General features: G+C 73.1%; 31 protein-coding genes and 1 tRNA gene. 27 read left to right on the top strand and 5 right to left on the bottom strand.

Annotation, left to right across the window (positions count from 1 at the left end):
- Positions 1 to 30: 30 nt before the first annotated feature.
- The 3 genes from ACWERV_RS17325 to ACWERV_RS17315 all read right to left on the bottom strand — a co-directional run bounded on the left by ACWERV_RS17325 (position 31) and on the right by ACWERV_RS17315 (position 4,270).
- On the bottom strand, positions 31 to 459 hold the full coding sequence (locus ACWERV_RS17325; RefSeq protein WP_398181441.1) for a single-stranded DNA-binding protein: 429 nt from the start codon (positions 457 to 459) through the stop codon (positions 31 to 33).
- A 125-nt stretch (positions 460 to 584) separates the two neighbouring features.
- On the bottom strand, positions 585 to 2,639 hold the full coding sequence (locus tag ACWERV_RS17320; RefSeq protein ID WP_452933638.1) for an ATP-binding protein: 2,055 nt from the start codon (positions 2,637 to 2,639) through the stop codon (positions 585 to 587).
- 5 nt (positions 2,640 to 2,644) lie between these two features.
- The gene (locus ACWERV_RS17315) at positions 2,645 to 4,270 is read right to left on the bottom strand and encodes a dynamin family protein (RefSeq protein WP_452933636.1); all 1,626 of its coding nucleotides are present in this window, start codon (positions 4,268 to 4,270) and stop codon (positions 2,645 to 2,647) included.
- A gap of 443 nt (positions 4,271 to 4,713) precedes the next feature.
- Between ACWERV_RS17315 and ACWERV_RS17310 the strand changes: the two genes are divergently transcribed.
- Together ACWERV_RS17310 and ACWERV_RS17305 are read left to right on the top strand one after the other, a co-directional pair.
- Positions 4,714 to 4,786 (top strand) — tRNA-Arg (locus tag ACWERV_RS17310).
- A gap of 169 nt (positions 4,787 to 4,955) precedes the next feature.
- Positions 4,956 to 5,921 carry a tyrosine-type recombinase/integrase gene (locus ACWERV_RS17305; RefSeq protein ID WP_452933634.1) on the top strand — a complete coding sequence of 322 codons (966 nt, stop codon included), beginning with the start codon at positions 4,956 to 4,958 and terminating at the stop codon, positions 5,919 to 5,921.
- Between the two features lie 12 nt (positions 5,922 to 5,933).
- Here the strand turns inward: ACWERV_RS17305 and ACWERV_RS17300 are convergent, their stop codons facing one another.
- Together ACWERV_RS17300 and ACWERV_RS17295 are read right to left on the bottom strand one after the other, a co-directional pair.
- Positions 5,934 to 6,158 carry a hypothetical protein gene (locus ACWERV_RS17300; protein ID WP_452933632.1) on the bottom strand — a complete coding sequence of 75 codons (225 nt, stop codon included), beginning with the start codon at positions 6,156 to 6,158 and terminating at the stop codon, positions 5,934 to 5,936.
- A gap of 161 nt (positions 6,159 to 6,319) precedes the next feature.
- Complete coding sequence (locus ACWERV_RS17295) at positions 6,320 to 6,736, bottom strand: hypothetical protein (protein WP_452933630.1); 417 nt, start codon at positions 6,734 to 6,736, stop codon at positions 6,320 to 6,322.
- A gap of 528 nt (positions 6,737 to 7,264) precedes the next feature.
- On the opposite strand from ACWERV_RS17295, the gene ACWERV_RS17290 reads away from it, so the two are divergent.
- The 25 genes from ACWERV_RS17290 (at position 7,265) to ACWERV_RS17170 (ending at position 18,642) form a co-directional block, all read left to right on the top strand.
- Positions 7,265 to 7,531 carry a hypothetical protein gene (locus ACWERV_RS17290; RefSeq protein WP_452933628.1) on the top strand — a complete coding sequence of 89 codons (267 nt, stop codon included), beginning with the start codon at positions 7,265 to 7,267 and terminating at the stop codon, positions 7,529 to 7,531.
- Between the two features lie 118 nt (positions 7,532 to 7,649).
- Positions 7,650 to 8,102 (top strand): DUF6197 family protein, encoded by a 453-nt coding sequence (locus ACWERV_RS17285; RefSeq protein ID WP_452933697.1) that lies wholly within the window; start codon positions 7,650 to 7,652, stop codon positions 8,100 to 8,102.
- On the top strand, positions 8,099 to 8,386 hold the full coding sequence (locus ACWERV_RS17280; RefSeq protein ID WP_452933626.1) for a hypothetical protein: 288 nt from the start codon (positions 8,099 to 8,101) through the stop codon (positions 8,384 to 8,386). The genes ACWERV_RS17285 and ACWERV_RS17280 overlap by 4 nt, the downstream gene beginning before the upstream one ends.
- A complete protein-coding gene (locus ACWERV_RS17275; RefSeq protein WP_452933624.1) occupies positions 8,383 to 8,685 on the top strand; it encodes a hypothetical protein in 303 nt (100 codons plus the stop codon). Before ACWERV_RS17280 ends, ACWERV_RS17275 begins: the two co-directional genes overlap by 4 nt.
- Positions 8,682 to 9,032: a hypothetical protein gene (locus ACWERV_RS17270; protein WP_452933622.1), complete on the top strand. Its 351-nt coding sequence runs from the start codon at positions 8,682 to 8,684 to the stop codon at positions 9,030 to 9,032. Before ACWERV_RS17275 ends, ACWERV_RS17270 begins: the two co-directional genes overlap by 4 nt.
- The gene (locus tag ACWERV_RS17265; protein WP_452933620.1) at positions 9,029 to 9,331 is read left to right on the top strand and encodes a hypothetical protein; all 303 of its coding nucleotides are present in this window, start codon (positions 9,029 to 9,031) and stop codon (positions 9,329 to 9,331) included. Before ACWERV_RS17270 ends, ACWERV_RS17265 begins: the two co-directional genes overlap by 4 nt.
- Positions 9,328 to 9,753, top strand: coding sequence for a hypothetical protein (locus ACWERV_RS17260; protein ID WP_452933618.1), 426 nt, complete (start codon positions 9,328 to 9,330; stop codon positions 9,751 to 9,753). The genes ACWERV_RS17265 and ACWERV_RS17260 overlap by 4 nt, the downstream gene beginning before the upstream one ends.
- Positions 9,754 to 9,852: 99 nt before the next feature.
- Positions 9,853 to 10,137 (top strand): hypothetical protein, encoded by a 285-nt coding sequence (locus ACWERV_RS17255; protein ID WP_452933617.1) that lies wholly within the window; start codon positions 9,853 to 9,855, stop codon positions 10,135 to 10,137.
- A gap of 211 nt (positions 10,138 to 10,348) precedes the next feature.
- A complete protein-coding gene (locus ACWERV_RS17250; protein ID WP_452933615.1) occupies positions 10,349 to 10,711 on the top strand; it encodes a hypothetical protein in 363 nt (120 codons plus the stop codon).
- Entirely contained in the window at positions 10,708 to 11,046 is a 339-nt protein-coding gene (locus ACWERV_RS17245; protein WP_452933613.1) for a hypothetical protein, read from the top strand. Before ACWERV_RS17250 ends, ACWERV_RS17245 begins: the two co-directional genes overlap by 4 nt.
- A 67-nt stretch (positions 11,047 to 11,113) precedes the next feature.
- On the top strand, positions 11,114 to 11,302 hold the full coding sequence (locus tag ACWERV_RS17240; protein WP_452933611.1) for a hypothetical protein: 189 nt from the start codon (positions 11,114 to 11,116) through the stop codon (positions 11,300 to 11,302).
- Positions 11,295 to 12,128: a hypothetical protein gene (locus ACWERV_RS17235; RefSeq protein WP_452933609.1), complete on the top strand. Its 834-nt coding sequence runs from the start codon at positions 11,295 to 11,297 to the stop codon at positions 12,126 to 12,128. Before ACWERV_RS17240 ends, ACWERV_RS17235 begins: the two co-directional genes overlap by 8 nt.
- Positions 12,129 to 12,130: 2 nt before the next feature.
- Complete coding sequence (locus ACWERV_RS17230) at positions 12,131 to 13,165, top strand: recombination directionality factor (protein ID WP_452933608.1); 1,035 nt, start codon at positions 12,131 to 12,133, stop codon at positions 13,163 to 13,165.
- The gene (locus ACWERV_RS17225) at positions 13,162 to 13,962 is read left to right on the top strand and encodes an exonuclease domain-containing protein (RefSeq protein ID WP_452933606.1); all 801 of its coding nucleotides are present in this window, start codon (positions 13,162 to 13,164) and stop codon (positions 13,960 to 13,962) included. Before ACWERV_RS17230 ends, ACWERV_RS17225 begins: the two co-directional genes overlap by 4 nt.
- Positions 13,962 to 14,321, top strand: a complete 360-nt coding sequence (locus ACWERV_RS17220) for a hypothetical protein (RefSeq protein WP_452933605.1) — start codon at positions 13,962 to 13,964, stop codon at positions 14,319 to 14,321. The genes ACWERV_RS17225 and ACWERV_RS17220 overlap by 1 nt, the downstream gene beginning before the upstream one ends.
- Complete coding sequence (locus ACWERV_RS17215) at positions 14,318 to 14,578, top strand: hypothetical protein (protein WP_452933603.1); 261 nt, start codon at positions 14,318 to 14,320, stop codon at positions 14,576 to 14,578. Before ACWERV_RS17220 ends, ACWERV_RS17215 begins: the two co-directional genes overlap by 4 nt.
- Positions 14,571 to 15,068: a RusA family crossover junction endodeoxyribonuclease gene (locus tag ACWERV_RS17210; RefSeq protein ID WP_452933601.1), complete on the top strand. Its 498-nt coding sequence runs from the start codon at positions 14,571 to 14,573 to the stop codon at positions 15,066 to 15,068. The genes ACWERV_RS17215 and ACWERV_RS17210 overlap by 8 nt, the downstream gene beginning before the upstream one ends.
- Positions 15,065 to 15,337 carry a hypothetical protein gene (locus ACWERV_RS17205; protein WP_452933600.1) on the top strand — a complete coding sequence of 91 codons (273 nt, stop codon included), beginning with the start codon at positions 15,065 to 15,067 and terminating at the stop codon, positions 15,335 to 15,337. Before ACWERV_RS17210 ends, ACWERV_RS17205 begins: the two co-directional genes overlap by 4 nt.
- Positions 15,334 to 15,615, top strand: a complete 282-nt coding sequence (locus tag ACWERV_RS17200) for a WhiB family transcriptional regulator (RefSeq protein WP_452933598.1) — start codon at positions 15,334 to 15,336, stop codon at positions 15,613 to 15,615. Before ACWERV_RS17205 ends, ACWERV_RS17200 begins: the two co-directional genes overlap by 4 nt.
- 50 nt (positions 15,616 to 15,665) lie before the next feature.
- Positions 15,666 to 15,863, top strand: coding sequence for a hypothetical protein (locus tag ACWERV_RS17195; RefSeq protein ID WP_452933596.1), 198 nt, complete (start codon positions 15,666 to 15,668; stop codon positions 15,861 to 15,863).
- Positions 15,860 to 16,579, top strand: coding sequence for a WhiB family transcriptional regulator (locus tag ACWERV_RS17190; RefSeq protein ID WP_452933594.1), 720 nt, complete (start codon positions 15,860 to 15,862; stop codon positions 16,577 to 16,579). The genes ACWERV_RS17195 and ACWERV_RS17190 overlap by 4 nt, the downstream gene beginning before the upstream one ends.
- 7 nt (positions 16,580 to 16,586) lie before the next feature.
- Entirely contained in the window at positions 16,587 to 16,775 is a 189-nt protein-coding gene (locus ACWERV_RS17185; protein ID WP_452933592.1) for a hypothetical protein, read from the top strand.
- 140 nt (positions 16,776 to 16,915) lie between these two features.
- Positions 16,916 to 17,353, top strand: coding sequence for a hypothetical protein (locus ACWERV_RS17180; RefSeq protein ID WP_452933590.1), 438 nt, complete (start codon positions 16,916 to 16,918; stop codon positions 17,351 to 17,353).
- 65 nt (positions 17,354 to 17,418) lie between these two features.
- On the top strand, positions 17,419 to 17,748 hold the full coding sequence (locus ACWERV_RS17175; RefSeq protein ID WP_452933588.1) for a hypothetical protein: 330 nt from the start codon (positions 17,419 to 17,421) through the stop codon (positions 17,746 to 17,748).
- An 81-nt stretch (positions 17,749 to 17,829) separates the two neighbouring features.
- On the top strand, positions 17,830 to 18,642 hold the full coding sequence (locus ACWERV_RS17170) for a helix-turn-helix domain-containing protein (RefSeq protein WP_452933586.1): 813 nt from the start codon (positions 17,830 to 17,832) through the stop codon (positions 18,640 to 18,642).
- Positions 18,643 to 18,930: the final 288 nt, after the last annotated feature.

Here is an 18,930-nt window from a genome sequence, read left to right as displayed (position 1 = left end):
ACGCCCTGCGACCCTCCCATGCGCCGGTGCTCAGCTCACCGGCACCGGTTCCGGGGCGGCCGGCGGGGGTGCCACGGGCTCGGGCCGGGCCGTGGGCGGCAGCAGCGTCCGGCTGAACCGCGCGACGCCCCGTGACAGGTCGTGGCCCACGGCCACCGCCTCGATCTCGGCGTCGACGTAGCGGCGACCGTCCCGCTCGTCGTCACGAATCTTCAAGCGGCCCTGGACCAGGAGCGGTTCGCCGAGCCCGACCGACTCCTTGACGTGCCCGGCGAGCGTCCGCCACGCGCGCACCGTGTAGAAGCTCGTCGGCCCGTCCGCCCATGCCCCGCGCGTCGCGTCCCACCGCCGGCTGGTCGAGGCCAGCCGGAAGCGCGTCACGCCCACGCCCGTTGCCGTCGTGTGCATCTCGGGCTCCGTCGCCACGTTTCCGACGACGGTCACCAGGGTCTCGTTCATCACAGGGGCCTCTCTCCTCCGGCGTCCCGGGTGGAACGCGCTGAGAACATCGTGCCCTGAATCCAGGACAGTCGAGGAGAGATCGTCCTAAGCCTGTGGATAACTCTCTTCTGTGGACAACCAGGTCACTCGGACGAGCGGGTGTGGGACACCACGGCCTGGGAATCACGTGCGTGCGCGACGCGCGGGGAGACGGGCGAGGCGGCGGCCACGACGGCGAACTGCTCACGCACCTCGCGGTAGCGCATCAGCTCGGCGGCGACCGGTTCCAGCACCCGGGCCCGCCCGCAGTCGGCGGCCGCGTCCCGCAGCCGCCGCTCGGCGGCCTGGCCGTGCCGCCGGGCGGGACCGCGGGCCGCGATCCGGCAGACCGCGGAGACCAGCGGCCCGCCCGCCCCGCCGGTCGCGACCATCACCACGGGCGGCCACCACGCCAGTTCCAGCGAGCCGACGGAGAGGGTGATCAGGCACACCGCCCCGGCGACCGCGAGCGCCATCAGCAGCCACTGCACCCCGCGCGCGACCGACCACCACCCGGGGTGCTCCGGCGGCCCCGGCTCGGCGCGGGCCGCCGCCGCGTCCAGCGCCGCGGGCAGTCCTTCGCCCCCGCGCCGCGCCGCGTCGCGTACGGCCTGCCCCCAGGGCGCGGGAAGCCCCCGCGCGGCGTCGGCGGCCAGTCCCCGCACCGCCTCGCCGACCAGCGGGCGGGAGGCGGTGAGCGGCGCCGCACCGGCCCTGCCGACCGGTCCCTTCGGCCGGTCGGGTGAAGCCGGGGCCTCCCGGGATCCGGCGTCCGCCGTCGTCCGTTCTCCTCTCAGCCGCCCCCACGGTGTCCCGCACGCCGCACGGGCGGCGGCAGCCCAGTCCCGTTCCGCCGACTGACCGGCCGCGGCTGCCCCCACCGCGTCCGCCAGCCGGTCGACGAATTCCTCCCGGGCCGGGTCGGTGAGCCCGGCGCCGCCTTCGGCCACGTACAGCGGGCGCAGCCGGTCCGCCGTCCGGTCCAGGTCGGCCGCCAGCCGGCGGCCGGCGGCGGCGCGCTCGGCGACCATCTGCGCCAGCACGCCCCGCAGGTCGGCCACCCCCTGCCCGGTGAGCGCGGAGGTGGCCAGCACCACCGCGCCGGCCTCGCCGTGCTCACCCACCGCGAGGCCGTCCTCGTCGAGCAGCCTGCGCAGGTCGTCGAGGACGAGGTCGGCGGAGTCGCCCGGCAGCCGGTCGACCTGGTTGAGCACCAGCACCGTCACATCGGCATGGCCGGAGAGAGGGCGCAGATAGCGTTCGTGCAGCGCGGCGTCGGCGTACTTCTCCGGATCCAGCACCCACACCACGACGTCCACCAGCCCCAGCAGCCGGTCCACCTGCGCGCGGTGGCCGGGCGCCGCGGAGTCGTGGTCGGGCAGGTCGATCAGGATCAGGCCGCCCAGGCTCGTGCCGCCCCCCACGGTGTCGCCTCCCCGGCCCGGGGACCGTTCGCCGCCGGGGCGGGCGGCCACCTCGCCGGAACCGGCGGGGAAGCCTCCGTCGCCGACCGGGATGCCGTCGGCCCCGCCGTGTCCGCCGTCGCCGCCCTCGGGTTCGACGGCGACGGCAGGCACCGCACCGTCGGCGCCGGGCCCGGCGGGCGCGTCCGTTCCGGGTTCCGCATCGCCCGCAGGCGCCGCGGCACGGTCGGGGGCGTCGGCCGGTGCGGGGATGCGGGGGCGCCGGGCGTAGCGGTCCTGGGGTGCGATGCCCAGCCGGTCCAGCAGCCCGGCGGCCCGCTCGGGGTGCCAGGCGCAGGAGACGGGCCGCGCGGTGGTCGGCCTGCGCAGTCCGGTCGCGGACAGCGGCAGCCCGGCGAGGGCGTTGAAGAGCGACGACTTGCCGCTTCCGGTCGCCCCGGCGAGCGCCACCACGGTGTGCTCGTGCGAGAGCCTGCGCCGCTCCCCGATGCGCTCCAGCAGCTCGCCGGTCTCGGCGAGCGCGTCGGGGCTGATCCGCGCGCGGGACAGCCCGAGCAGTTCGCCGAGGGCGTCCACCCGCGCGCCGAGCGGATCGGCCGCTCCGCCGCCGGTCTCCGTGCCCGCGGGGGCCGCCGAGCCGGGGCCCGGGGTGCCGGGGAGCGGGGTGCCGGGGAGCGCGCGTCCGGTCTCCGGCTCCGGCACCGCGGACGACTGGTCGGTGGTGGTCGGGCGCACCGGGGTCACCTTTCCTTCTGCAGTAGGGACAGCGCGGAGATCAGTGCGGCCTGCTGTCCCGCCGTGACGTCGTAGCCGTCGACGGGCGCCAGCCGGCGGTCGCGCTCGGCGTCCAGCAGACCCGCGACCGCGTCGGCGAGCCGGTCCCGGGCCGCGTCGCGCATCCGCAGCGCCGCCTGGGCCCCGACGGTCTCCGCGAGCCGCTCGCCGGCCGCTCGCCCGCGACGGCCGCCGAGCAGCGCGGTGCACAGCAGCGCGGCGAGGTCCTCGGGGTCGGCCGCCTGCCGCTCGCCGTCCCGTCCGGACCGCACGTGCGCGTACGAAAGGTCGATGACGGCGCGGCGCCAGCGCCGTACGCCCTTGTCGATCCGTGCGGCGACGGCCACCTGGTCGCGGTCCGGGCGTGTGGCGGGGTCGTCGAGCAGCGCGGCCCCGGCCGGGTCGTTCTGCCAGGCCTCGGCGATGCGCTCGTCGGCGGCGTCGGTCTCGGCACGCAGCAGCGCGGCCACTTCCTCGGCGAGGGCGCCCTGCAGGGCGTCGGGCCCGCAGGCCGGATAGCCGCGCCAGTGGGCGAGCGCCTCCCCGGCGAGCGGGGCACCGGCGGCCACGGCGGCGTCGATGTGCCGGGCGGCCAGTTCGTACGACTCCTCGGCGGCGCGGGCCAGCCGCAGTGCGGCGGCGTGCTGCGCGGCGGAGGCGGCGGCCAGCTCGGGCAGCCTGCTGCGCAGCGAGTCGAGCACGCCCTCGGCGGTGCGGCGGGCGGCGTGCTGCCGCGCGGCGGGGTCCTGGGCGCAGTGCGTGAGCCATTCACGCAGGCCGGCGACCGCGGTGAGCGGCAGCAGCCCGCCGCCGCCCGCGGATTCGGGCAGCTCGGGCACGGTGAAGCGGGGTACGTCGCCGAGCCCCGCCTTGGCCAGCAGCGCCGCGTAGTGCCTGCTCACGTCGTCGGCGATCTGGTGCGGCACCCGGTCCAGGACGGTGGCCAGCGTGACGTCGTACTCCCTCGCGGTGCGCAGCAGGTGCCAGGGCAGCGCGTCGGCGTAGCGGGAGGCGGTGGTGACCAGGATCCAGATGTCGGCGGCGCAGATGAGCTCGGCGGCCAGTTCGCGGTTGCGGGTGACGAGGGAGTCGATGTCGGGCGCGTCGAGCAGGGCGAGCCCGCGCGGCAGGGAGTCGTCGCACTCCAGGCGCAGTTCGGCGCGGGCCGGTTCGCTGCGGTCGGGCGCGTCGTCGTCCCCGCGGACCCGCTGGCGCACGGCCCAGACGCGGGACAGCCGGGGCAGCACCCGGGGGTCGGCGAACCAGGCGCGGTCTTCGGGGTGGCAGACGAGAACGGGGGTGCGGGTGGTCGGGCGCAGAACGCCGGATTCGCTCACACGTCGGCTGATAAGTGAGTTGACAAGGGTGGATTTGCCCGCCCCGGTCGAGCCGCCGACCACGGCGAGCAGTGGCGCCTCGGGGGCGGTGAGCCGGGGTGTGAGGTAGTCGTCCAGTTGCGCCAGCAGTTCCTGGCGGGTGCGGCGGGCGCGGGCGGCTCCTGGCAGCGGGAAGGGGAAGCAGGCGGTGCCGACGCGATCACGCAGCGCGGACAACGCGTCGAGCAGCTCGGGCCGTACATCCAAGATCGCCACATCGGCAGAATGCCCGATATTGGACTGTTTATGAAGCGTATTTCGGGCAATTGGCCCCATTCAGCCGGGATAACGCCCAACCGGCGGCGGCAGCCGGGACGGCGCCGACACCCGGCAGGACACAGGGCAGCAACCGCGGAAAGGCCGGGCAATGGCCGTACGAAAGGGCGGCGAACGGCGCGGAAGCCCTGGTGGACGGTGCCCAGTGGGGCGTGGGAGCCAGAATGAGCCACCGGCATAACGAGTGCACAACAGCAGCGTTGCGACCCGTCAAAAGCGATGCGGCTCGCGCGCCTGCCTGCGATTATCGGACCGCTTCACCGAACCTCCACAACGTGCCACGCGGGTGAAGCAGACAGCAGCACGGACGCGGCGCCCTATCCTTGACCTCGGCACAGGTCACGGAACCAGCCAGGGGCGTAGACAGCCGCGGCCGCTGTCCGGCCCCCGTAGCTCAGCGGATAGAGCAGGTGCCTTCTAAGCACTTGGCCGCAGGTTCGAGTCCTGCCGGGGGCGCAAACATGGCCTCACCTGCGAAGCGTTGCACACCGCAGGTGAGGCCCGCGTAAGCGCAGCGCATACCGGCCAAGTGCTCCCCCTCTCCGCCGATCCGGCGTACGGTCGTCGCATCACCCCCCGCCACGTGCACCACCACCCCGCACGCGGCGGCCATACCCGTCCCAGGATGGAGATGACCGTGACCGGGTACGACCTGTCCCCCCTCGTCGCGTCGTGGGCGCGCTCGCTGCGCTCCCGCAACGTCTCGGCGAACACCGAGCGCGTATACCTCCGTGCAGCCGGCGCGCTCGCCGCGTTCCTCGTCAGCTACGAACCGTCCGCTGAGGGCGACGCGATGCGGCCGGCGCCGACCGGACTGGAGGGCGACGACGGGATCCACCGCGAGCACGTTGAGGCGTTCATCACGCACATGACCGAGACGACCAGCGCGGTGACCGCGGCGCAGTATTTCCGCAGCAACCGGACCTTCTTCAACTGGCTCGTCGAGGAAGAGGAGATGGACCGGAGCCCGATGCGGAAGATGAAGCCGCCGCAGGGCACGGAGAGGGAGGTGCCCATCGTCGGCGACGACGCGATCAAGAAGCTGCTCGCCACCTGCAAGGGCACGTCGTTCCTCGACCGGCGCGACCGCGCGCTGCTGTTGATGTTCGTCGACACGGGCGGCCGCCTGTCGGAGATCATGCTCCGCACACAGGAGAAGCTCGACCTCGACATCAACGTGTTGCACGTTCTCGGGAAGGGCGACCGCGAGCGGCCGCTCCCGTTCGGCCGGACGACGGCGCTCGCGATGGACCGCTACCAGCGGGCTGCGGCGAAGTACCTCAAGCGAGCCTTGGAGCCGTCCGACCCGCTGTGGATCTCGTACAAGCGCAGGGACGCGCTCGGGGTGTGGGGCATGGAGCACATGCTCAAGCGGCGGTGCGCAGAGGCCGGCATCGGCGCCATCAACCCGCACCGGTTCCGGCACACGTTCGCGCATCTGTGGCAGGTGGAGGGTGGCGGTGACGACGCGCTGATGCGGATCATGGGGTGGAGCAGCCGGGAGATGCTCAACCGGTACGGGAAGAGCGCGGGCGAGGAGCGGGCCCGGCGGCGCCACGGGGAGATTTCCCCGGGCGACCGCTTCAAGTAGGCGCCCCGCTGGTCAGTTGGGCCCGGGGCTGCCCTCACCGTTTCCGCCGTACGGTGGCCGGTTCCGGGTCCAGCGGCCCGTCTGGATGCTCTCGCGAATCAGGGCCGCGAGGCCTGCAACGATGTCCTCGGGCGGCTGGGTGAAGTCGATCCCGAGATCGACGACGGACAGTGTGTCTCGAAGTGCGACGGCCCGTCCCTCACCCAGCCGCACATCGCTTACTCGTACCTCGATCACCCGGCCCCCATTCCCGGGCGCGCGCAGCATCATTGATTCGCACGCCCGTTCGATCGCGCGAGGTGGGCTCACTCTACGCGTGTGGGTGCAATCATGTCGTCACCCGATCGGGGGAAGTTCAAACTCGAACAGACCTTCACGCCACGTTCGATTCGCCCTGCTCAGGAGTCATCGCGCACATCATCTTCACGCGACCGCCGCACGAACTCCTCAACTCCCGTACCGCCGCCGGGCGTTGCGTCGCCACGCTGGGCCACACGAATCACCTCGTCGTCCTCGCCGCCGCCACCGAGGCCTGGGTCAACGGCCTCCCACTCGCCGATGTACTGCCGGTGCGCGGCTGCATGGACGCGCGCGGGGGGCAGGCCAAGCCCGGCGATGATGGCACCGACGAGGGGCGGGTTGAGCTTGACGTACTCCCCGCGTCCGATCTTGTTCAGGAGGTTCGGCGACGGCTGGTACTTCGTCACCGGGTCGATCGACTTCTTGGCCAGCTCGGCGTACGTCATGCCTCTGCCGCGGTCGCCGGCGGCCGCAGCGATGAGCTGCGTCAGGGTCTCGCTGCCCTGCGGTGCCATCTCTCGGTCTCCTGGTCTGCGGCACGTGGTCCGGGTGTGTCGGCGTCACCCTGGGGAGGGGATCACGTGCTCGCGGTGTCCATTGTCCACATCCCAGTACGGGGATGACCATCGGGCCTGCGTAAAGGTCCTGAAAACGCGGCGGCGTGTGGACGCACGACCGGATTCGCGCGCGCCGCTTGACGCGCCCCCTAACGCTACGCTTAAGCTGTGCTCATCCCCGTTCGAGGATGGGGATGAACGGAGGACTCCACATGCCCGATCGGTACCGGTTGCACGACAAAGCGCTGCTCAGGCGACTGATGGAGTGCCCGAGGCCGGGCGAGAGGGTGTACACCGTGCGGTCCCTCGCGGCAGCCACGGGGCTGTCGTACAGCAAGGTGCACAAGTTGCTGAAAGGGACTCGCCCGACGTGCGAGGCGGAGGATGCGACGAGCGTCGCAAGTGCCTTCGACCTGCCGCGCAAGGCTCTTTTTTTGCCAATCTCATCCCCGTACGAGGATGGGGATAACGAGAAGGAGACGACTGATGGACCCCTCTGACCGCACGCTGCGCGCCCGGCTCGGCGCACACACGCAGTGGGCCAACACCGCTGACCGCGCGGAGCGCACCGCGAAGGCGCGTAAGGCCGCCACCGCGAAGTTCACGAAGCAGGCCGAGGAGCTGCACCCGGGCGCCTCGCCCGAGGTGATCGCGCAGGCCGCGGAGTCCCTGCGGAAGGCGCACTTCGCCCGCATGGGCCTGGCGTCCGCGGCGAAGCGCCGGCGTCGCAAGGCCGCCGCCGAGGCCGCCTGACTTCCTGCACTTCCCCCTGCGTGATGCAGGGCCGTCCGCTCTTTGCCCGACCGGACGACCCCGCTGGCATCACGCCCCTGCTCAACCAACCGAAGGAGAGGCGAGAGCCTTGACCACCATGATGCCGGACGTCAGCGCGACGTCCGTCCCCGCCTACGGGCGCAGGCCGGTTCTGACGACCGTGACCGTGCCGCACCCGACGAGTCTGGCCGGTGTCTACCGGGCGGCCGCGCGGCTGATCGCGGCGAACGGGCACTGGCAGGGCGACTACCTGCCCGACCCGTTCGACCGTGTGCTGACCACGGCGCACGTCTCCCGCCCGCTGAGCATCGTCGCGGCGATCCGCTTCGCGGTGTCCGGTCGGCACGTGGAGACGGAGCTGTCGGAGCGCGCGGTGAGCGTGCTGGCCGGGCGGCTGGAGATCAGCGAGGACGACCCGGTCGTGCATCTGGACCGGCCGTTCGAGTGCGAGTTGCACGTGGCGGCGTGGGGTGACGTGGAGGGCCGGACGACCGAGTCGGTGAGCGCGGTGCTGTACGCGGCTGCGGACGCCACCGAGGTGACGGCATGACCGCCGACGACTTTGAGGCCCTGCGTGTGGGTCTGCCGGTGGATGACCCGGATCGGCATGATCTGGATGGTGACGCGGACCGGCGGTTCGCGGCGCTGGTGAAGGGTGCGCCGGTGTCGACGGCCGCGGATTACCCGGGTTGGGTGCCGCCGCACGCGGGTCCGGACTCGTGCTCGCCGGTCGACTTCGCGGCGTCCGTGGCGGCGGGGTACGTGCAGCAGCCGGACTGGGGCTCCGCCCCGATGCCCACCACGGCCACCGTGGAGACCGGGGGCGCGCTGTGAGCGCCCAGATCACGATCTTCCTCGACAAGCACGCGACCTCCCGCGGCACCGCCGCCATCAACGGGTCGCTGTACTTCTACTCCGACGCCGAGCAGAGCACGTCCGTCAGCTTCCTCTTCCCGAACAGCACGCCCCTGGCCGACCAGGTGAAGGTCGCCGAGTCGATGCTGCTCGGCGTCCAGCGGTGGCGGGACGACCTGGTCGCCTACGCCGAGCACCAGCGCACGGCGCAGGACGAGCTGGCGGAGGCCCGCGAGGAGATCGCCCGCCTGCGCGCGAAGGCGGGTGAGGACGCGTGAGCGCCCCGCTGGGCGAGCAGCAGCTCGCCGAGATCCGCGCCCGTGTAGAGGGCATCGCGCCCGGTCCGTGGGCGGTCGACTACGACGGGTGCGACTGCGACGAGGGCTGCACCGACCGGCTCGCTGTCGGGTTCGGTCCGTTCACGAGCGTGGAGAACGCGCACCGGGATGTGACGCCGGAGGCCGAGTTCGCGGCGGCCGCCCGGCAAGACGTGCCCGCGCTGCTGGCCGAGGTCGACCGGCTGCGGGTCCAGGTGGCCAATGTCCGGGCGTTCGCGGTCAGCCACGAGTACCGCTGGCTGCACGAGCTGCTGGACGGCTACGGCACCCACGGGGGTGCCCTGTGAGCACCGCGACTCGCACCGTCATGGTGCACACGCTCTATGCGGCATCCGACCTCATCGAGGCGCGCTCCGATCTCCCCGCCCCGTACATCGAGGTGAGCCCGCGGCGCCCCGACACGATCAACGTGTCCGTGCACGGCGGGTTCGGCGACTTCGAGGCGTGGCGTGTCGCCCTGCACATCCCGATCAAGGACGTGCGGTTCAACAACGGGGCGTCGAACGCGTACCTGTCGGCGCTCGGTTCGTTCTCGGGCGCGACGGTGCAGCTGACCGGCTACTCCAGCCCGGTGGTGACGCGGTGAGCGCGTGGCACCGGCCGGACGTGGAGACCGCGGCCCTCACGTACCTCACCCAGGCGGTCGGCGACACGACCGGCGCCCGGCAGATCCTCCGCGGTCTCCAGGAGAAGGCGGTCGCCGAGCTGGCCGCGGAGAACAAGGTGCTCCGCGAACGCCTCGTCGAGTTGGACACGGCCGCCGCGCTGGTCACCGAGTACCAGGTGCCGGTGTCGGACACGGAGCGGGTGCTGGTGCGCCGTGAGCCGCTGGGTGTCCGGTGGGCGATCCTCGCGCGCCGTCGTGCCGGTGGTCGGCGGCGGGCGTACGTGGGCGGCCGGTGGCAGGCGCTGCCGGTCGTGGGCCCGGACGGGCTGTGGGCGTACGACTGCGCGGAGACCGCGCTGGCCGTGGCCACCGGCCTGGCCGCGGGCGGTGAGCGCTCGTGAACGCCGCTGACGCCGTGTGGGCGCTGACCGCGGGTGCGCTCGGGATCGCGTGGGTGCTGTTCTGCATGGCCGTGAACGCCCGCGGGCGGGGTGGTCGCCGTGACTGACACCCAGGTCATCGCCACCGTGGTCGCCGCGGTCGCCGGGCCGCAGGGCCTGATGCTCCTCGCGGGCCACGTGGCCAACCACCCGGAGAACGTGCGCCGTTCGTGGCAGGACGGGCGGGCGTGGCTGGCCGCGCGTGCCGCCGATGCCCGTACCGCTCAGGACATGGTCCGCCGGTATGTGACGGCGGCTGCCCGCGGGGTGGGCCGTGTGTCGCGGGTGGTGGCGGGTGCGGTGCGCCGTGCTCACGGCCGCCACCGGATGGGGGTTCGCGCATGAGCCACCTGACCGCCTCACTGATCGTCCTCGGCTGGCTGGCCCTTCAGGTCCCGATCGGGACCGTCGTCGGCGGCCGCCTCCGTCAGAACCAGCCCCAGGGAGGGCACCAGATGAACGCCATGGCGCCGCCCGTGCGGGGTGTGTTGCCGCCGGAGCAGTGCTCGTGCGGCGGACCGCGGACCGCGGGCCACCAGTGCACCGGGGGTGCCCGGTGATCAACAAGAACATCGGGATCACCGAGCCCGCGCTCGGCCGCCCCGCGCGGCTCCGCGCCGACGCCATCCAGCGGGCCGCGCTCATCGCGATCGGCCGCGTCCTCGTCGAGGACGCCGACCGCGGCCGCCGCTTGATCGACGCTCTGGAAGACCTCGGCACGATCAACCGCGACCCGGCGGAGGGTGAGCTGGACGGTGCCCTCGGCGACGTGCTCGACCTCGCCTACCTCGACACCGCAGCGGAGATGGACCTCACCGCGGCGGACACGCAGCAGTTGGCGGACGAGGCGGCCCGTGCGGGCGCCCCGGCGCCGGTGGTGCAGCTGCCCCGGCAGCAGGACCGGAGGGCCGCGTCGTGACGCTGATCATTAACCCCGGCTCTGGCCCTGTCCCCGAAGCCAGCGAGGTCAACGCCCACGCCGCGATCCGCCAGTTCGTCAACGACCTCGCGGGCATGGGCATCAAGGCCATCGACATTCGTCAACCCAACCTCGACGGCGACGGCCGCTACGGCTTCGCCCTGCACCTCCCCGACTCCCGCGTGATCGAGGTCGAGATGCCGGGCCTTCCCATCGACCGCGTCCGATACGTGGGCGACCCCGAGCAGAACATCTGGGACTTCCCGCGCCTGTACGTGGATGGAAGCTCGTGGGTCTGGAAGTACGCCCTGAAGGTGATCCCGGGTGACGAGTGACCACGGGATGCCTCCCGCTTCCACCGTTCTGACGCGCCGCGCGCACCTGGCCGTGGCCATACAGCACATGCCCGTCCCGATCCGCGCCGTCGACCTCGCCGCCGCCAACGCGCGCGCCGGGTTCGGCGACAACCGGAACACCGCCCGCCTCGACGCCCGGTGGCTCACCGCCCACGGCCACCTCGTCCCGAACCCCGGGCCCGGCAACCGCACCTACACCCGCACCACAAGCACGACGGAGGACGGCCGTGACTGACCCGCGCCTCGCGCAGGCCACCGAGCGGGGTCGCTACTACCGCGACCCCGCCGGGGGGCCCGACCTCATCAGCGTCACCAACGCCCTGTCCGCCATCGCCAAGCCGGCACTCCTGCCGTGGGCCGCCGGGTGCGCCGCGGACGCCGTGCTCGCCGACCCGATCGCGACCGCGCGGCGGGCCCGCACCGAGCCGACCGCGCTCCGCCGCGAGCTGGTCGGGCTGCACCGCGCCTCGTCGGAGCGCGCGAAGGACCTCGGTACCCGTGTCCACGTCCGGGCGCAGGCCCTCGTCCTGGGCACGCCGTACCCGGCGGACCCGGAAGTCGAGCCCTACGCCGTCCAGCTCGCCCGCTGGTTCCGGCTGTGGCGGATCGACTTCGACCGGGACGTCGAGGCCGTCGAGAGCACGGTCTTCAACCGGGCCCGCGGGTACGCCGGGACCGGCGACCTGTGGATCTGGCTCCCCACCGGCCCGCACGGGCGCCGTCAGCTCTGGCTCGTCGACTACAAGACCAGCGCGAAGAAGCCCGCCACCACGGTCTACGACGAGCAGCCGCTCCAGCTCGCCGCGCTCCGGCACGCCCCGCTGATCATCCTCCCGGACGACACCGAGGAGCCCGCGCCCCGCGCGACGCGCACCGCGATCCTCAATCTCCGGCCGCGCTCCCACCGCCTGATCGAGCTGCCGTCCGGCCGCGAGCAGTTCGCCGGGTTCCTCGGGGCGCTGGCCACTACCCGCTACCTGCACTCCGCACCCGCGGCGGGCGCGTACCCGACGGTCGTCCCGTCGTGGGCCCCCGCCGCCACCGACCGAAAGGCAGCCTGACCATGGGCGCCCGACTCCTCAACATCCAGGCCCGCGCCGCTGAGCACGGCCGCCTCCGCACCGGCTACACCAAGGGCAAGCAGCCCGTCCGCTCGGCCACGTTCGTGGTCACCTCCCACAGCGAGGAGCACGTCCGCAGGGCGGCCGAGCTGTGGGGCGGCACGGCGGAGCAGTGGACGCCGCTCAACTCGAACATCGCCCAGTGGCGCGTCATCACCACCGCCTCCGCGATCGAGGCACTGATCACCCCCGGTGACCCGCTGAACCAGTACAACGAGCTGTGGACCGGCGGCGGCTGCCAGCGCCGGTGCGACGGCGAGACGGAACTCCTCACACGGCAGCCCTGCCTGTGCGCTCGCCAGTTCGGCGAGGACTGGCACCAGCAGAAGAAAGGCACCGTCTGCGCCGCTACCTCGCGCCTGAACGTGATGCTGCCCGACCTCACGGGCATGGGCATGTGGCGGGCCGAGACCCACTCGTTCTACGCCGCCGCCGAGTGGGGCGGAATGGTCGACATGGTCCTCAAGGGCACCAACGGCGAAGGGTTCGTGCCGGTCACCCTGCGGATCGAGCCCCGGCAGGTGGTCCGCGCCGGGAAGACGAAGAAGTTCCCCGTGATCGTCGTTGAGCTGCGCGGCGTCACCCCGCGGCAGGCCCTGTCCGGCCCGCTGACGACGGCGATGGCCCTGGACCCCGGCGCGCAGACGGACCGGCCCGCGTTGGAGGCGCCCCGCCCGGACTACGCCGCTGAGGCCCGGCAGTGCCGGACCGTCGAGGACGCCCGCGCCGTCTGGCACCGCGCCAACCGCGCCGGGCACGTCGACCCGAAGGGCACCGACCCGCTCTCACAGGAGTTGGTCCGGATCGCCGACGACATCGCGAAGGGCATCGACACCCGCACCGGCGAGGCCCCGGACGACAAGCCGGGCCCGGACGACGAGGGCGTCTACGACGGCGAGATCGTCGACGACGAGCCCCCCGCCGACACCGCCGGGTGGCCCGCCGTGGCGCAGCCCGGAGCGGGGGCCGGCCGATGAGCTGGCACACCGAGCCCATGTGCGCCCTCGACACGGAGACCACGGGCATCGACATCGACACCGACCGTGTCGTGTCCGCCGCCGTGATCCGCGTCGGCCGCGACGGTGCCAAGCCGAAGACGTGGCTCGCCAACCCCGGGATCGAGATCCCTGCGGGCGCCGCCGCGGTGCACGGCATCACGACCGAGCACGCCCGCGCCCACGGCGCCCCGGCGAAGCAGGTCATCGAGGAGGTTCTCGCCGAGCTGGGCCAGGCCGTCACCGCCGGGGTGCCGATCGTCGGCCACAACGTCGTCTACGACCTGTCGATCATCGACCGGGAGGCTCGCCGCCACCTCGGGGTCGGCCTCGACGACGCGCTCCCCCCGACCCGGCGCATGCGGGTCATCGACACCAGCGTCCTCGACAAGCACGTCCTCCCGCGACGCCGCCGACCGTCGCCGACGCAGGGCCCGCGGCAGCTCATCACCGTCGCCCAGGTCTACAGCCTCGGATGGGACGAGGCCGCGGCCCACGGCAGCGAGTACGACGCGCTGATGGCCGCGAGGGTGGCGTACCGCATCGGACAGCTCGTCGCGATGCCGCGCGCGGACCGGCCGCGGTTCGAGCTGGGCCAGTACCAGCAGTTCGAGCAACTGCGCGACCTGGGCGTGGACGACCTGCACGACCGGCAGGTGGTGTGGGCGCGCGAGCAGGCGGAGGGCCTGGCCACGTACTTCGTGGGCCGCGGCGAGTACGACAAGGCGGCGTCGGTCCGTACGGAGTGGCCGATTGTCCCTGCGGGTGGTGAGGCGTGATGACGACGAAGCGCACGCTGCGCCGTCACCTGGCGGAAGCCAACCAGCAGATCCGGCGGCTCGCCGACGCCCGCGAGGACGCCGTCGGCACCGCGGGCACCGAGCACTTCAACGTCGTCCGCCTCGCCCGCCAGCTCGACCAGGCCCGCGAGGAGAACGAGGAGCTTCGGCGCCGCCTGAAGGCAGCCCCGGCGGCCGCGGTCCCGGACGCGTGGAAGGCCGAACGGTCCGAGCTGCTGCGCCGCCTGCGCCAGCGTGAGGAGGCCTGCGCGTCGCTGGACGCGCAGGTCCGCCAGCTCGGCCGGATCAACGAGCAGCAGGCCGCCGAGGCGTACAACCGGGAGGAGGCGGCCCGGTGAACATCCCCATCGCCCTCACCGGCGCCGCACTCGCCCTGGCCGCCGTCGCCGCCGTCCTGTTCGCGGTGCTGTGGGCCGGGCGGGAGCACCGCCGCACCCCGGCCCCGCTTCCGGCCGCACCCCGGCCCGTGGCGGACGCGTACCTGCCGTGCCACACCGCCCGGTGCGGCCACATGTCCACGGCCCACGACCGCACCGAGGCGGGCCTCGTCTGCCGCGGGTGCGGCACCACCCGGGAGGAGGCCCCCGGTGTTTGACCCGAACCCCGCCGACCTCATCATCACTGTCCACGGCCACCGGCCCGCCCCCCAGGGCTCGAAGCGGCACGTCGGGAACGGCCGCCTCATCGAGCAGTCCAAGCGCGTCAAGCCCTGGCGCGCAGCCGTCGAGGACGCCGCGACCGCCGCCATGACGTGCCGCCACATCACCACCTATGGCGGCATGCCCATGGCCCGGCCGCAGCCCCTGGACGGACCGCTGTCCATCGAGATCGCGTTCACCGTCCGCAAGCCCGCCTCCGCTCCGAAACGCCGCACAACCTGGCCAACGACCCGCGACAGCGGCGACATCGACAAGCTCCTCCGCGCCACGTTCGACGCGCTCACCACCGCCGGTGCGATCGCCGACGACTCCCGAGTCGTCGAGGTGACCGCCCGGAAGATGTTCCCGGGTGAGGGCCTGGACGCGCTCAACGAGCCGGGCGCGGTCATCCGCGTCTGGCGCCTCCCCACGGCGGTGGCCGGATGACGCTGCCCACCGGCGTCACCACCGCCGTGTACGAGGAGGCCCTCGCCGACGTCGTCACGCTGCGCCCATACGGCACCTACCAGCCCAAGCCCGAGCTCCTCCCGCCCACCACCGGCCCGGAGTGCGGCAGCCGCCGCGGCTACAACCAGCACCGGGCGGGTGGGGAGCAGACGTGCGAGCGCTGCCGGGCCGCCGAGACCGCCCGCGCGCGCCGCCTCCGCACCACCGGCACCACCGTCGCCACCGCGCAGGGCGGTGAGGGGCAGTGAACAACCGCGCACCCGACACCACCGACGACGCGTCCGTCTGGATGGACCGCGCCAACTGCCGTGACGACGACCCCGAGGTGTTCTTCGACGAGCGGGCGGCGGGCGCAGCCCTCTCGGCGTGCAGGTACTGCCCCGTCCGCGAGCAGTGCCTCGCCTGGGCCCTCGAACTCGAAGGCGCCCTCGCGGCCAGCCACAGGTTCGGCGTGTACGGCGGGCTGACGTCCAAGCAGCGGGCCAAGCTCCGGGGCGGCCGCGCGCGCACCGGGGGCCAGCCGTGAGCGCCCGCGCCGCGCGGAAGCCGCGCACACGCCGACCGGCTGGGGTTCCGGTGTTCCGGCCCGGCCAGCTCCTCGACTGGCGCTCCTGGCGCCACTGGGGCGGCGACGACCGCCCCTGCCGATACTGCGGCAAGCCGACCCCGCTCCTCGACTCCAAGGGCGCCAGCGCCCACAAGGTCTGCGCGGAGGCAGCACTGTCCGCGCAGTACGCGCAGGCACAGGCCGACTACCAGGCCGGTGCCCTGTGACCGCCCCGCGCCTCGCACCCGCCCGCTGGTGGCAGCAGGCCGCCTGCGCAGGCACAGACGTCGACCTCTGGTTCCCGGGCGCCGGACAGGGCTACGGCACCGCCGTCTGGTACTGCGCCCGCTGCCCCGTCCGCGAGGCCTGCCTCGACGACGCGCTCACCACCGACCGCACCGGCGACTCCCACGGCATGCGCGCCGGCCTCACCCCCAACCAGCGCGACGCCATCGCCCGCGGCGACCTCACCGCCACCCAGGCCCTCGACCAGGCGCTGGCCGACCTCGACTTCCAGGAGACCACCGTGACCGTCACCGACATCACCCCCACCCCGCCCGCCAGCGGTCTGCCCGACACCGTCGAGGCGCTGATCGCCTGGGGCGCCGCCCACAACTCCACCCGCGTCCAGTCCCTCGCCGGGAAAGCCCGCTCCGCGCTGGCCGACCTGCGGCAGGCCGCCGAACGCGAGGCCCGGGTCTCCGACGCCGAGGCCCGCGTGAAGCGGCTCAAGGCCCAACTGGCGAACGCCGAGCGGGACCTGGTCGCGGCGAAGAGCACGAAGCCGAAGCCGGGTAGCACGACCACGCTCACGCCCGGCGGCGCCGAGGACTATGCGGCGATCCGCGCCTGGGCCCGGGAGAACGGCATCAGGGTCCCGGAGCGGGGCATCCCGAAGCGCGAGATCCGTGACGCGTACTACGCCGCGAATCCCGCCGCGTGAGGCCGCCGTGATCAGCCTCGTCTTCCCCACCTCGGACGACCTCGGCGAAGTCGTCGAGGCCCTCCTCGCCGCGGCGGACACGCGGGACACCACCGCCCCCACCCAGGCCGCCCGCTGGCGCAGTCTCGCCGACCAGCTCGGCGACGCACTCGACCAGCTCCCCAACCCGGCCCACTTCCCGGAGGACGTGAAGTGATCTCCACCACACGACCGGCACGGCCGCCACCCTCCGACCTGCGCGACGAGACACCACATTTGCGCACGCCGAACGCGACCGATTCGGCACCTGACCAGCACGTTCGCCACCATCAACACCCGCCAGCAGAAAGGGCCAAGATGCCCAAGCTCGCCAAGCACGAAGTCCCCGAGATGAAGCTCGACTCGGGTGCCGCGTTCCTCGACGTCGCCCTCACCGCCGCCCAGAAGCAGGGCCTCTTCGAGCGGCCCGGCAGCACGGTCTTCGCGATCGTCGAGCTGACCTCCACCTCGTACACCGGCCACGCCGACGGGGAGGACAAGAAGCCCACCGTCAAGCTCCGCATCACCCGCGCCGAGGCCGCCCGCGACGACGAAGAGGCCGCCTCCCTCGCCGAGGCCGCCCGTGCGATGTACCGCAGGCGGCGCATGGACGGGACGTTGGACGAGGTCGGCTCCGGCCCGCAGTCCGCATCGGTCGTCCTCGACTCGGACTTCGCGGGCTACCCCAGCGAGGAGCAGTACGAGGAACACGAGCGGGCGAAGCGCACCCGGGACCTCCACAACGCCCCGCGCTGACCCCCGCCTGGCCGGGGCCCCGCGCCCCGGCCGGACCCGCCACCACACCCGAACGGAACCCCGACATGGGCCTGTACCACTCCATCGCCGTCGCCTACGGCTTCGAGATCCCCAACGACACCGACCTCGACCAGCTCGACAAGGCGCTCGGCGACGGCCCCGACCTCCTGGCGGACAGCGTCGGCCAGATCGTCGTCGGCGACTACGAGCAGCTGCTCCTCGTCACCCGCTACACGCGCATCGAGGAGAACACCGTCTTGCCGCTCGCCCCGGGCGGGCTCGCCACGGTCGACGAGATGACCGCGTGGAACGAGGCGCTGAACGCCGTCGCCGCCCGCATCGGGCAGGCCGCGCACCCGCAACCCGGATGGCTCGTCATCCACAACTACCGCTGACCCCACCGGGCCCGCGGCGTCTTCCCCCGCCGCGGGCCCCGGCCAGCCCCACCACACCCCGACTGCACCGCCGGAGAGACCTTGAGCACCGACCGCGACCGCACCGTCCAAACGCCCCGCAACGCATGGATCAACCGCGTGCGGGACGAAGCGCTGCGCTGCCGCCGGCCGGAGGTCTGCAAGGCCTTCCACATCGGCTTCATCCTCGCCAGCTACGCCGACGCCGACGGCTCCAGCATTTTCGTCGGGCAGGAGACCATCGCCGCAATCGCCGGGTGCACCGACGAAACGGTCAGCCGCTGCCTGAAACTCCTCGTCGCCGTGGGGTTGCTGGAGAAGCGCCGCCGGCCGAACAAGACCGCGGTGTACCAGTTGCTGATCCCCGCCCAGCGGCCGGATTGGGAGCTGTGGGCCCACCTCTACACCGACACCCGGCAGGCCCGGCGGAAGGCTGCGATCAAGGCGAAGGAGGTCGCGGATCAGGTGGCGGCGATGAAGCCGGACACCGACGCGGAACGGGTTCCGGACACCGTTCCCGCCGGGGGTTCCGGAAACCGTTCCAGAACGGTTTCCGAGGAGTTCGGACACCGTTCCGGAACGGGGTCGGACACCGTTCTGCAACGGGGTCCGGAACCCGTTCCCGCCGGGGGGGACCAGTCCAGACCTACCTTCGGTAGGACCCAGAGAGCTGACCAAGAGATGGCTGAGCACTCACCTCAGCCACAGGTAGGGGGCACCGCGCCGCCGCGCGAAGACCCATCTCCCTCGCAGACCGACGAGCCCCACAGTGAGGCCACCGTGCTCCGCCGCTGCGCCGACTGCGGCCAGCCCGTCGTACGCCCCGGCCGAACCCACTGCGCCGCCTGCACCCGCGCCCACGCCGGAGCCGCGTGATGGACCTCCAGCCCGACGACACCCGCGCCCTCCGCCGTGACGGCGACTGGTCCGCGTACCTCCGCGACCTCATCCGACCAACCCGCCACACACCCCCGGCACGCGGCGACCCCACCACCGGCTACGGGCCCGGCCACACACCCGGCGCCTGGCCGTACCCCACCCAGCCACCCACCTCCCTCGTGTGCCAACCCGACTGCCCCTGCGCCACCCCGCCGAACCCGTACCGCTAACCGAACGACCACAGGCGCCGATCTGCGGGCCCCGCGGGCCCTCGAACACCCGATG

Source organism: Streptomyces sp. NPDC004031 (genome assembly GCF_053604375.1).
This window is presented reverse-complemented; position numbering and strand designations above follow the sequence as displayed.